Genomic DNA, 11,638 nt, shown 5'->3' on the forward strand with positions numbered 1-11,638 from the left:
GAACCGCCGAACGCTCCCGAACTGCCGGAAAACTGCGAGAATCCGGCAGATCGAGAGCGTTCGGCGTAGGGCGCCGGCGGTCAGGCGGCCGGCGGCGGATCCTGCGGACCGTTCGGCTGGCTGCCCGGGTACTGCTGGTAGGTCTTGTCCGAGGACCCGGCGAAGGTGTCCTTGAGGCTGTCGACGCCGGTGCGTCCGCTGGAGTCCTCGGGGACGACCAGCCACAGCACGATGTACACCACCCAGCCGACCTGGGTGAACACGGCCAGCAGCACCGTGATCAGGCGGACCAGCGAGACGTCGAGGTTCAGGTACTTCGCGAGCCCGGTACAGACACCGGCGATCATCTTGCCTTCGGGTACACGGGTGAGCGGCATGTTGCCCATGGTTTCAGTCTCCTTCTCGTGAGTTCTGGCTGAGGTACAGGCCGAGGCCCCCGATGAGGACCAAGGCGATCGGGACGGCGAGGACGACACCCCATGGGACGGCGGCGAACGCGGACCACAGCGCGACGCTCGCGCCGGCGGCGGCGAGGATGCCGACCAGCAGGGCCAGCAGGTCGACACGGGTTCGGCGACGAGGGCTCATGAGTCCTTCACCGTGACCTCTCCCATGCCGACGTGGACGTGGACGCGCAGGCGCCCCGCATCGGCCGCGGCCTCGTCGTGGCGGTAGGTGCCGGTGAGCCGGGTCCCCTCGTCGGTGCCCTGCGACGTGGTGACCGATCCCATGCCGACATCCCACTCGACGTCGACCGCCCCGGATCGAGGGAGCAGGACGATCGCCTCACCGGTCCCGACGGACACGTTCAGGTCACCGGTCCGGTCGACCGTCAGGCCCGTCAGGTCGACGGTGCTCGTGCCGGCATCGAGCTTCAGCGACGACGACGGAAGCTCGGCCATGCTCGTGTATGCGTGCCGGTGGTCCCCGACCGTCAGCGACGACAGATCGCGGGGCAGCGCGACACACGACACCAGCGTCGCGGCGGCGAGGACGACGGCCACGACGATCAGGCCCCGGGGCCGTGCGAAGAACGCGCTCACGATCAGGGTCAGCCCGACGGCGAGCAGCACGACGGCAGGGTAGGCGAAGGCCGGGACCGCGACCGTCGAACTCGCCGTGGAGAGCACGGACAGCGCGACCACCGACGTCGCCAGGGCGATGAGCCACGTCCACCCCGCGCGGCGCGGAGCCCGCACCGGCGTCCGCACGCTCGCCGCGGGCACCAGCGAGGCGACCGGCGGCGGCGACGCGGGGCGCGGCGGGACAGGCTCGGTGGTGGCGGCCGTGCTGAACGGCTGGAAGCCCTCGGTCCGCTCCGGCGGCGCAGGGACGTCGGCGGCGACCGGCCGGACGTGTTCGGCCGCGCCCGTCCGCTGCTGCGGGAGCGTCTCCCACGGGGTGGGAGAGGGTGCGCCACCCGTCTGCTGCCGTTGCTCGGCGACGCGCCGCAGCCAGGCGTTCGCGGCCTGTTCGAACGCTTCGCTCTCGGATGTGCGCGGCAGGCTCGCCGGGGGAGTGGACGCGGCGCGAGGCCGTTTCGGGCGCCGGAAGCCGAAGTACCACACCAGGGCGAGGACGATGACCGGCCCCACCCCGAAGGGGAACGCCGACCCGGCCACGAGGAAGAACACGAAGCCGAGAACGGCGGCGACGACCCACAGCGTGGTGTCCGACCAGCGCCGCGTCCACCCCCACTTCTCCTTCAGCAGCGGCAGCTCGCGATCCTCCCGCGGGACCAGCAGCCACGCCGCGGCGTACCCGACCAGCCCGATGCCGGCCGAGAGCGCGAGGACGGCGGTCGCGACCCGCACGAGCGTGGGGTCGATTCCCCAGTGCCGCGCGATGCCACCGCAGACCCCCGCCACGTGGGAGTCCGAGGTGGAACGGCGGAACTCGGAGATCTGTGCCATGTCCCTATCCTGTGCCGGGTCGTCCCGTCGGACATCAGGGGTTCACCCCCGACTGTCCCCTGAAGACGGCCCGGTGACGGCGGGGTGACGTGCGGGAGAGCCCCCGGTGACACCGCCTGTGCGCACGTGTGAAGCTGGGTACATCATGGACGAACCGACCGAACCGGTCCCGGTCGACCCCCGGGACGCGCCCGATGTGCGGCGTGCGTCCCGGTCGTTGGACGATGCGTGGGTCGGTGGCGTGTGCTCCGGGCTTGCCCACCACCTCGGCTGGCCCGTCCTCGGACTGCGCGTGGCGTTCGTCGCCCTGGGCGCGGTCCAGTTCATCGGCGTGGCCGCGTACCTGGTGCTGTGGCTGGCCCTGCCCGTCCGCACGCAGGAGCGTCCCGTCGGCCTGGAGGCCGCGACCCGCAGCGGGCACCGGACCGAGATCGTCGGGCGCGGGGCGTGGGGAGGCGAGCTCGGGCTGATGCTCGCGCTCGTCTCGCTGGGCGTCGGGCTGCTCGCCCTCCCGCCACTGCTCGGCATCGGCATGAACGTGTGGTGGCTGGCGGCCGGCGCGACCGGGACCGCCGGGGTGTTCGCCCTGTGGAGCGCCGCCGACAAGATGTCGGCCCGTCCCGTCGAGGTGGGGACGCGTCGCCGCTGGGTGCTGCTCACGCGCGGGGGATGGCTGGTGTGGCTGCAGGTCACGGTCGGGGTCGCGCTTCTGGGAGTGGCGGGCTGGACGATCGTGTTCGCGGCCCGCGTGGACGGTTCGAGGGCGACGGTGCTCATCGTCGTGCTCGTCGTGGCGGGCATCGTCCTCGTCGGCGCGCCCGTGGCGAACCAGGCCCGCTTCTCCCTGGCCGCCGAGCGGGAGGCGCGGCTGGTCGCCGCCGCGCACGCCGACATGGCCGCCCATCTGCACGACTCCGTCCTGCAGACGCTCGCCCTCATCCAGCGCCAGGCCGACAATCCGCAGCTCGTGGCGCGGCTCGCCCGGCGCCAGGAGCGCGAGTTGCGCGAATGGCTGTACGGGGACCAGCTCGCCGACGAGACCCTCGCCGCGGCACTCAAGCGGGTCGCGGCGGACGTCGAGGACAACCGGGGCGTGGTCGTGGAACTCGTCGTGGTCGGGGACACACCCCTCACCGACGGGCTCCGGGCGCTGGTGCGTGCGGCGGGAGAGGCCATCCTCAACGCCGCGAAGCACTCGGGCGAACACGAGGTGGACGTCTACGCTGAGGTGGACGGCGACCAGGTCGAGGTGTTCGTCCGGGACCGCGGCGTGGGGTTCGACGTCGAGACCGTCGCCGCGGACCGGCAGGGTGTCCGCGGGAGCATCCTGGACCGCATGGCACGGCACGGCGGCCGGGCGCAGGTGCGCTCGACCCCCGGAGTGGGGACCGAGGTTCGACTGGAGATGAGGATCGCATGACCGAGACGTCCGAGATCACGGTGGTCGTCGTGGACGACCACGAGATGTTCCGCGCCGGCGTGAAGGCCGAGATCGGCGAGCGTGTGAACGTCGTCGGCGAGGCCGCGGACGTCGCGTCCGCCGTCGCCGTCATCGCCGAGACCACGCCGATGGTCGTGCTGCTCGACGTCCATCTTCCCGGGGGTGGCGGGCTGGAGGTCCTCAAGCAGGTGCACGCGACCTCCCCCGACGTCCGCTTCCTGGCGCTGTCGGTGTCGGATGCCGCCGAGGACGTCATCTCGGTGATCCGCGGCGGCGCGCGCGGCTACGTGACGAAGACCATCGGCGGCGACGACCTCGTGGACGCCATCCGCCGGGTCGCCGAGGGCGACGCGGTGTTCTCGCCGCGGCTGGCCGGCTTCGTGCTGGACGCGTTCTCCGGGGCGATCGACGTCGCATCCATCGACGAGGATCTCGACCGGCTGTCCAACCGGGAGCGGGAGGTCCTGCGGCTGATCGCCCGCGGCTACGCCTACAAGGAGATCGCCCGCGAGCTGTTCATCTCGATCAAGACCGTGGAGACGCACGTCTCCAGCGTGCTGCGCAAACTGCAACTGTCGAACCGGCACCAGCTCACGCGCTGGGCGACCGACCGGCGGCTGGTCTGACACGGAGCGTCCCGCCGGAGGCGGACATGCTGCGGGCCCGCCCTCGCGGACGGGCCCTGACGGCGGGGCGTGGCGGCGCCGGCGTCAGCTCTTGTTCTTGGTGATCAGGCCCCAGACGAACAGCGCGAGCAGGGAACCGCCGATGGCGAGCAGCCAGGTGCGGAGATCCCAGAAGGTCCCGAGCCCGATGTTGAACAGAGCCGAACCGATGAACCCGCCGAGCAGCGCCCCGACGACGCCGAGCAGGAGGGTGGCCAGCCAGCCGCCCGACTGCTTGCCGGGCAGAATGGCCTTCGCGATGGCTCCGGCGAGGAGCCCCAGAACGATCCAACCGAGAAATCCCATGCGTCAACGGTAACCACGGCGACGGCCCCGGGTCGAGACGGCCGACCCCGGGACGCCCCCCTTCGTACCCTGACGGGGCCCGCAGCGCAGGGCTGCGTCGCTCCGTCACAGGAACGGGCGGAGCGGCACGAGGATGCGCTCGGAAGCCTTCGACAGGAGGTTGCGCCGTTCCCACTCGTCCAGGGTCAGCTCGACGCTGTTGGCCAGATCCATGCGGAACGTCTTCTCCATGTCCCCGGCCAGGTCGGGGCTCGCGGCGTCCACGTTGATCTCGTAGTTCCACGACAGGCTGAGCCGGTCGAGATTGGCCGTTCCGATGGTGGACCACTCCCCGTCGATCGTCGCCGTCTTGGCATGGATCATGGTCCCCTGGTAGCGGAAGATCCGCACCCCGCCGCGCAGCAGCACGGTGTACAGGCCCCGCGACAGCCAGTCGGCGATGATGTGGTTGGACTGTGCCGGGACGATGATCCGCACGTCCACGCCGCGGCGGACGGCGTCGAGCAGCGCCTTCGTGAGGTCGTTGTCGGGGATGAAGTAGGCGTGCGTGAGGTAGATGTACTTCTCGGCCCGGTCGATCGCCTCGAGGTACATGTACCGGATCGGGAACACGAGCGCGCTCGGCACGTTGCGGGTGATCCGCACCGGGGACGTCCACCCGCGGCCCGTGGGCGAGTCGAGTTCCGGCAGGGCGGGCGGGCGGGCGATGTTCCAGTAGTCGACGAAGGCGTTGTCCAGCTCGGCGACGGTCTCGCCGCGCAGCCGGGCATGCGTGTCGCGCCAGCGCGTGGCGTACAGGGCGCCGATGTTGTACCCGCCGATGAAGGCCACCTCGGCGTCGACGATGAGCAGCTTGCGGTGGTTGAGCCCCGGCACGCGCGGGTGCCACAGTCCGGCGATCCCGTTGAACGGGGTGTGCCGCAGCACCTTGATCGGGGGCGGGAACCGGAAGAACCGGGGGTCGACGACGAGATTGGCGAAGACGTCGTACACGAGGTGCACCTCGACACCGCGCTCGGCGGCTGCGATGAAGGCGTCCTTGAAACGCTGCCCGACCGCATCGGACTTCCAGATGTAGGTCTCGAAGTAGATCCGGTCGTGAGCGGCGTCGATGGCCGCCAGCATGTCGTCGTACACATCCTGGCCGTAGGTGTAGACGCGCAGCGTCGTGTGCTCGGCGGTGATCTCGGGGGACGTCCGGGTGGGGAACTCCTTGTGGCGGCGTCCTCGCTTGCGGTAGTTGTCGACGATGAGCAGCGTCCCGATCGTGACGGCCTGAGCAGCGAAGGCGATCCCTGCGAGCACCCTGACGACGCGAGCAACCCAGGAACTCATGCGGCTCAATGTACCTGTGAGCCGGATTGGCAGGCATCTGACCTAGGGTGTACATGCGATGACCGAGACTCTTTTCCCCGACTTCCTTCCCGGCTTCACGACGCCTCCCGGCTCCGGCTCTGCGGCGGTCGGGGGCGTCTCCGCGCCTGCGCAGGAGGCCCGTGCCGGGTCACATGCGCCGGCGCTGAGGGAGGCCGACCTGCTGGAGGGGCTCAACCCGCCCCAGGCGGAGGCCGTGGCGCACACCGGCGGGCCGGTGCTGGTGGTCGCGGGCGCCGGTTCCGGCAAGACGCGGGTGCTGACCCGGCGGATCGCGTATCTCATCGCGAAGAAGGTCCATCCCGGGTCGATCCTGGCCATCACCTTCACCAACAAGGCGGCGGCGGAGATGCGGCAGCGCGTCGCCGACCTCGTCGGCAACCGGGCCCGTGTGATGTGGGTGTCGACCTTCCACTCGGCGTGTGTTCGCATCCTGCGGTCCGAGATCGGCCGGCTCGGCATCGCGCGCAACTTCTCGATCTACGACGACACCGACGCCAAGCGGCTCATGACGCTCATCACGCGCGATCTCGGGCTCGACCCCAAGAAGCACCCGGTGCGCGGGATCATGAACTGGGTGTCGAACCAGAAGAACGAACTGGTCGACTTCGAGACGGCGGCGGCGCGCGCGGAGACCGGGACCGAGCAGGTGTTCGCGGAGGTGTACCGGGAGTACCAGCGACGTCTGGCGGCCGCGAACGCGCTCGACTTCGACGACCTGATCATGACGACGGTCCACCTGTTCCAGGGTTTTCCCGACGTTCTGGAGACGTACCGGCGGCGGTTCCGGCATGTGCTGGTCGACGAGTACCAGGACACCAATCACGCGCAGTACTGCCTCATCCGGGAACTGTGCGCCGAACGTCCCGGCGATCCGGACGCCGTGACCGCCCCCGAGCTCATGGTCGTCGGCGACTCCGACCAGTCGATCTACGCGTTCCGCGGAGCGACGATCCGCAACATCTTGGACTTCGAGTCCGACTTCCCCGGAGCGACGACGATCACGCTCGACCAGAACTACCGGTCGACGCAGAACATCCTGTCGGCCGCGAACGCGGTGATCTCGCGCAACGCCGACCGGCCCGAGAAGCGCCTGTGGTCCGACGCCGGCGACGGTGATCTCGTCGTCGGCTACGTCGCCGACACCGAGCACGACGAGGCGTCCTTCGTGGCGTCGGAGATCGACCGGCTCAGCGACGAGGGGACCGCCGGGCCCGGGGACGTCGCGGTCTTCTACCGCACCAACGCGCAGTCGCGGGCGTTCGAAGAGGTGTTCATCCGCGTCGGGATGCCGTACAAGGTCGTCGGCGGGCTGCGGTTCTACGAGCGCAGGGAGATCCGGGACGCGATCGCCTACCTGCGAGCCATTGCCAATCCCGACGACGACGTGTCGGTGCGGCGCATCCTGAACGTCCCCAGACGGGGCATCGGGGACAAGGCCGAGGGAGCGATCGAGCAGGTGGCCGCCGCCGAGCGGATCTCGTTCGGCGCCGCGCTCGACCATGCGGAGCGGAGCGGACTGGCGAGCCGGTCGCTCACCCAGGTGCGCGGCTTCGCCGACCTGCTCGCGCGGCACCGTGCGATGGCCGCGGGGGGCGATCCCGCCAACAAGATCCTCGCCTCGATCCTGGACGAGTCCGGGTACCTGAAGGAACTGAGCAACTCGACCGACCCGCAGGACGAGACGCGGGCCGAGAACCTCCTGGAGTTCGTGAAGGTGGCCGACGAGTTCGTCGCGTCGGCGCATGCCCAGGACCTCGTCGAAGGAGAGGGCGGCATCCTTGCCGCCGCCGGTCCGGAGCCCGACGACTCGCTCGGCGCGTTCCTGGAGCGGATCGCCCTCGTCGCCGACTCCGACCAGGTGCCCGAGGAGGGCGCTGCGACGGTGACCCTGATGACGCTGCACACCGCCAAGGGGCTGGAATACCCCGTCGTGTTCCTCACCGGCATGGAGGACGGGATCTTCCCGCATCAGCGCTCGCTCGGTGAGAGGGACGAGCTGGAGGAGGAGCGGCGCCTCGCATATGTCGGGATCACGCGCGCCCGGCGACGTCTGTACCTGACGCGGGCGACGGTTCGGACCGTGTTCGGGCAGCCCCAGTACAACCCGCCGAGCCGGTTCCTGGAGGAGATTCCCGCTCATCTGCTCGACTGGCGGAGGCTCGGGTCGCTGGCAGGGGGATGGGCGTCCCGTTCGGCTGAGCGGCAGGGGACGACACGCACGTCTTTCGGCGGGTTCGGGTCCAGGGCTCCGGAGCCCAAGGCCGTGCCGTCGTTGGTGGCCGGCGATCGCGTCCTGCACACGACCTTCGGCCTGGGGACGGTCGTGGCGGCGTCCGGGGCCGGGGAGAACCTCCGCGTCGACGTCGACTTCGGCTCGGCGGGAACGAAGCGGCTGTCGGTCAGGCACGCTCCGATGGAGAAGCTGTAGACAGGCCCGATGCGCACTCCACGGGCGCGCGCCTGTCGGGCGTGCGGGCTAGCTGGAGGCGATGTACGGCACGGGATCGACGTTGGTGCCGTCTTCGAAGATCATGTAGTGGAGGTGGCAACCGGTCGAGGTGCCCGTGGTGCCGACGTACCCGACGATCTCGCCGCGCGTGACCTTCTGCCCGACGGAGACGATGTAGCTCTCGGCGTGGTAGTACCCGCTCATGATGTCTTTGCCGTTGTAGGTGCCGTGCTCGATACGCAGGGCGTTGCCGCCTGAGCCGTACCAGCCGACGAAGGTGACGGTGCCGTCCTGCGGGGCGCGGATCGGGGTGCCGCAGCCGATGGAGATGTCCTGCCCGCTGTGGAGCTCCGATGCGCCGGTCACGGGGTTGGTGCGCCAGCCGAACGGGGAGCTGAAGCTGCCGCCGGCGACGGGGCGCAGGAAGGACGGGTTCTTGCCGCCCGGCTCCCACCCTTCGCTCTTGCGCTTCTGCTCTTCTTTCGTGATGGTCTGCGCGGTGCTGACGAGGGCTTTCTGGCGGCTCGTGGAGAGGGCCGTCACGCTCGCGGTCCGGACGGTCTCCGCCGTCGCGCTGAGCGCGGTCTCGCGGGCGTCCACGGCGGTCTCGGCGTCGGCGGCGAGCGACTCGCGCTCGGAACTGCGGCTCGTGAAGGCGGCCAGCGCGCCGCTGGTGAGGCGGGCGTCCCGGGCGGCATCGATGTCGGAGCTCCCGGCCCCGGTGGACCCCGAGGTCTCGGCTGCGGCGTGGGAGGCGGCGACCGTGACGCCCACGCCCGCGGTGGCGACGGCGCCGGCCGCGAGGGCGACGAAGCCCAGACGTAGCGGCGACGGGCCCGCGTCAGGGGTGGGGAGTGCGCGAGACGGCGCTGCGGTCTCCGTGACCACCGTGTCCCCGGCGACGGGATTGAGAGCCCGGCGGGGGGTCGAGGTGTTGCTCAACGGTCCTTCATCTCCACTGGTCGGCGATGCGGTGTGTGATTCACCGAACCAGACAGTAGCAGTTCCCTGAGGTTCTCTCAGAATCGAGGCAGAAGATCTCAGGAAAGCTCAGCGGACGGACAAGTGACCGGCGATCGCGCGGATCTCGGTCTCTCCTTGTGGCGGCTACCGTCCGGACTTACCGCGCCCCCTCTGCGAACCCGGTGTCGATGCAGGTGTCCCTCGAAAACAGGCGCCGTGGCCAAAAGCGCAGGGCGGCCTCGGGAGGGTCTAATCTGGCAACGAGCACGAGAGACGGAGTTGTCAGTGGATCTGTTTGAGTATCAGGCCAGGGACTTGTTCGAGGCTGCGGGGGTTCCGGTGCTGCCGGGCATCATCGCGGATGCTCCCGAAGAAGTCGCCGAGGCCGCCGAAAAGCTCGGTACCCCGGTGGTGGTCGTCAAGGCGCAGGTGAAGGTCGGCGGGCGCGGCAAGGCGGGCGGAGTCAAGGTCGCAAAGAGCCCGGAAGAAGCAGCGGAGGTGTCGAAGAACATCTTCGGCCTCGACATCAAAGGACACACGGTCCGGCGCGTGATGGTCGCCGCCGGCGCCGACATCGCCGAGGAGTACTACTTCTCGGTCCTCCTGGACAGGGCCGAGCGGCGGTACCTCGCCATGTGCAGCCTCGCGGGCGGCATGGACATCGAGACCATCGCGTCCGAGCACCCCGAGCAACTGGTGCGATTCCCGATCGACCCGCTGACGGGTCTCGACGAGACCGCCGCGGCGGCGATCGTGGAGCAGGCCGGCTTCGCCGAGGCGGACCGCGCCGAGGTCGCGCGGGTCCTCGTCCTGCTGGGCAAGGTGTACACCGACAACGACGCGACTCTCGTCGAGGTCAATCCGCTGGTCAAGACCGGCGACGGCACGATCATCGCCCTCGACGGCAAGGTCAGCCTCGACAACAACGCGTCCTTCCGTCACGACTGGTCCGCCCTCGTCGACAACTCCCGGACCGATCCGCTGGAGCAGAAGGCGCAGGAACTCGGTCTCAACTACGTGAAGCTCGATGGCGATGTCGGCGTGATCGGCAACGGCGCGGGCCTCGTCATGAGCACCCTGGACGTCGTTGCCCAGGCCGGTTCCGGGCTGCCGGGATCGCCCAAGCCGGCGAACTTCCTCGACATCGGCGGTGGCGCGTCGGCGCAGGTGATGGCCGACGGGCTCGGTCTGATCCTGTCCGACCAGGCCGTGAAGGTCGTCTTCGTGAACGTGTTCGGTGGTATCACCGCCTGCAGCGAGGTCGCAGCCGGCATTGTCGGCGCGCTCGGACTCCTCGGCGATCAGGCTACGAAGCCGATCGTCGTCCGGCTGGACGGCAACGCGGTGGAAGAGGGCCGGCACATCCTGGCCGAGGCGGCCCACCCGCTGGTCACCATCGTGGACACCATGGACGGCGCGGCCGCGAAGGCCGCCGAACTGGCCAGCGCGGCCGCTTAGGGGACAACACAACAATGGCTATCTGGCTCAACAGCGACTCCTTGATCCTTGTTCAGGGAATGACCGGCGCCGAGGGGCGCAAGCACGCGCAGCGGATGCTGTCGTCCGGCTCGAAGGTCGTCGCCGGCGTGACCCCGGGCAAGGGCGGTCAGAGCGTCGAGTTCGAGGACGGCGTCACGGTGCCGGTCTTCGGCTCCGTCGCCGAGGCGATGGCGGCGACCGGCGCGAATGTGTCGGTCGTGTTCGTCCCCGCCAAGTTCACCCGCGGTGCCGTGATCGAGGCGGTGGACGCCGGCATCCCGCTGGTCGTCTGCATCACCGAGGGTGTCCCGGTGAAGGACACGGCCGAGTTCAACGCGTACGCGCAGCAGAGCGGGACCACGCAGCTCATCGGTCCCAACTGCCCCGGCATCATCAGCCCCGAACTGTCGAACGCCGGGATCATCCCCGCCAGCATCACCGGCAAGGGGCCGATCGGGCTGGTCTCGAAGTCCGGGACCCTGACCTATCAGATGATGTTCGAGCTCGGCGACATCGGCTTCACCACGGCCGTCGGCATCGGTGGAGACCCGATCGTGGGGACGACGCACATCGACTGCCTGCAGGCGTTCGAGGACGATCCCGAGACCGAGCTCATCATCATGATCGGCGAGATCGGCGGCGACGCCGAGGAGCGTGCGGCGGCGTACATCACCGAGCACATCACCAAGCCGGTCGTCGGCTACGTCGCGGGCTTCACGGCGCCCGAGGGCAAGACCATGGGCCACGCCGGCGCCATCGTGTCCGGTTCCTCCGGCACGGCCGAGGCGAAGAAGGTGGCGATGGAGGCCGCCGGCGTCCGCGTCGGCCGCACTCCGAGCGAGGCCGCGCAGATCGCGCGCGAACTGCTCGCCAAGAAGGCCTGAGCGCGACTCAGCGAGAAACGACCTCCCCGTCAGGACGGCGGGGAGGTCGTTCTGTGTCCGGCTCTGTGTCCGGTGCTGTGGTCCGGTCTGGTTCGGTCCTGTGGTGCGGTCTGGTTCGGTCCTGTGGTCCGGGGATCGGTGCCGTTCGCAACCACCCGCCT

11 protein-coding genes are annotated in these 11,638 nt (G+C 69.8%); 5 read left to right on the forward strand and 6 right to left on the reverse strand.

Annotated features, from left to right (window positions below):
* Window positions 1–80: 80 nt before the first annotated feature.
* Genes G555_RS21585 through G555_RS0100150 form a run of 3 tightly spaced genes read right to left on the reverse strand, consistent with a single transcriptional unit; the run spans window position 81 to window position 1,913 of the window.
* On the reverse strand, window positions 81–386 hold the full coding sequence (locus tag G555_RS21585; RefSeq protein WP_084634461.1) for a PspC domain-containing protein: 306 nt from the start codon (window positions 384–386) through the stop codon (window positions 81–83).
* 4 nt (window positions 387–390) lie between these two features.
* The gene (locus tag G555_RS0100145; RefSeq protein ID WP_028707303.1) at window positions 391–588 is read right to left on the reverse strand and encodes a hypothetical protein; all 198 of its coding nucleotides are present in this window, start codon (window positions 586–588) and stop codon (window positions 391–393) included.
* Window positions 585–1,913, reverse strand: a complete 1,329-nt coding sequence (locus G555_RS0100150) for a PspC domain-containing protein (protein WP_028707304.1) — start codon at window positions 1,911–1,913, stop codon at window positions 585–587. Before G555_RS0100150 ends, G555_RS0100145 begins: the two co-directional genes overlap by 4 nt.
* A gap of 145 nt (window positions 1,914–2,058) precedes the next feature.
* Between G555_RS0100150 and G555_RS16915 the strand changes: the two genes are divergently transcribed.
* Entirely contained in the window at window positions 2,059–3,333 is a 1,275-nt protein-coding gene (locus G555_RS16915; protein ID WP_084634462.1) for an ATP-binding protein, read from the forward strand.
* A complete protein-coding gene (locus G555_RS0100160; protein WP_028707305.1) occupies window positions 3,330–3,980 on the forward strand; it encodes a response regulator in 651 nt (216 codons plus the stop codon). The genes G555_RS16915 and G555_RS0100160 overlap by 4 nt, the downstream gene beginning before the upstream one ends.
* An 84-nt stretch (window positions 3,981–4,064) precedes the next feature.
* On the opposite strand, the gene G555_RS0100165 is transcribed toward G555_RS0100160, so the two are convergent.
* Together G555_RS0100165 and G555_RS0100170 are read right to left on the reverse strand one after the other, a co-directional pair.
* Window positions 4,065–4,325, reverse strand: coding sequence for a GlsB/YeaQ/YmgE family stress response membrane protein (locus G555_RS0100165; protein ID WP_028707306.1), 261 nt, complete (start codon window positions 4,323–4,325; stop codon window positions 4,065–4,067).
* Between the two features lie 105 nt (window positions 4,326–4,430).
* Window positions 4,431–5,660, reverse strand: coding sequence for a phospholipase D-like domain-containing protein (locus G555_RS0100170; RefSeq protein ID WP_211223114.1), 1,230 nt, complete (start codon window positions 5,658–5,660; stop codon window positions 4,431–4,433).
* 58 nt (window positions 5,661–5,718) lie between these two features.
* Here G555_RS0100170 and pcrA point away from each other — a divergent pair, with 58 nt between their 5' ends.
* The gene (gene pcrA / locus G555_RS0100175) at window positions 5,719–8,130 is read left to right on the forward strand and encodes a DNA helicase PcrA (RefSeq protein WP_028707308.1); all 2,412 of its coding nucleotides are present in this window, start codon (window positions 5,719–5,721) and stop codon (window positions 8,128–8,130) included.
* A 48-nt stretch (window positions 8,131–8,178) separates the two neighbouring features.
* On the opposite strand, the gene G555_RS0100180 is transcribed toward pcrA, so the two are convergent.
* Complete coding sequence (locus G555_RS0100180; RefSeq protein ID WP_028707309.1) at window positions 8,179–9,093, reverse strand: M23 family metallopeptidase; 915 nt, start codon at window positions 9,091–9,093, stop codon at window positions 8,179–8,181.
* A 306-nt stretch (window positions 9,094–9,399) separates the two neighbouring features.
* Between G555_RS0100180 and sucC the strand changes: the two genes are divergently transcribed.
* Both sucC and sucD read left to right on the forward strand, forming a co-directional pair.
* Window positions 9,400–10,572, forward strand: coding sequence for an ADP-forming succinate--CoA ligase subunit beta (gene sucC / locus G555_RS0100185; RefSeq protein WP_028707310.1), 1,173 nt, complete (start codon window positions 9,400–9,402; stop codon window positions 10,570–10,572).
* Between the two features lie 14 nt (window positions 10,573–10,586).
* A complete protein-coding gene (sucD, locus tag G555_RS0100190) occupies window positions 10,587–11,477 on the forward strand; it encodes a succinate--CoA ligase subunit alpha (protein WP_028707311.1) in 891 nt (296 codons plus the stop codon).
* Window positions 11,478–11,638 lie beyond the last annotated feature (161 nt).

The sequence above is a fragment of the Propionicicella superfundia DSM 22317 genome, assembly GCF_000423465.1.
GTDB classification, from domain to species: domain Bacteria; phylum Actinomycetota; class Actinomycetes; order Propionibacteriales; family Propionibacteriaceae; genus Propionicicella; species Propionicicella superfundia.

Bases quoted from the DNA above. Each gene is read 5' to 3' on its own strand.
- G555_RS16915 (WP_084634462.1), top strand. From the start codon at position 2,059: ATGGACGAACCGACCGAACCGGTCCCGGTCGACCCCCGGGACGCGCCC.
- pcrA (WP_028707308.1), top strand. From the start codon at position 5,719: ATGACCGAGACTCTTTTCCCCGACTTCCTTCCCGGCTTCACGACGCCT.
- G555_RS0100145 (WP_028707303.1), bottom strand. From the start codon at position 588: ATGAGCCCTCGTCGCCGAACCCGTGTCGACCTGCTGGCCCTGCTGGTC.
- G555_RS0100150 (WP_028707304.1), bottom strand. From the start codon at position 1,913: ATGGCACAGATCTCCGAGTTCCGCCGTTCCACCTCGGACTCCCACGTG.
- sucD (WP_028707311.1), top strand. From the start codon at position 10,587: ATGGCTATCTGGCTCAACAGCGACTCCTTGATCCTTGTTCAGGGAATG.
- G555_RS0100160 (WP_028707305.1), top strand. From the start codon at position 3,330: ATGACCGAGACGTCCGAGATCACGGTGGTCGTCGTGGACGACCACGAG.
- G555_RS21585 (WP_084634461.1), bottom strand. From the start codon at position 386: ATGGGCAACATGCCGCTCACCCGTGTACCCGAAGGCAAGATGATCGCC.
- G555_RS0100170 (WP_211223114.1), bottom strand. From the start codon at position 5,660: ATGAGTTCCTGGGTTGCTCGCGTCGTCAGGGTGCTCGCAGGGATCGCC.
- G555_RS0100165 (WP_028707306.1), bottom strand. From the start codon at position 4,325: ATGGGATTTCTCGGTTGGATCGTTCTGGGGCTCCTCGCCGGAGCCATC.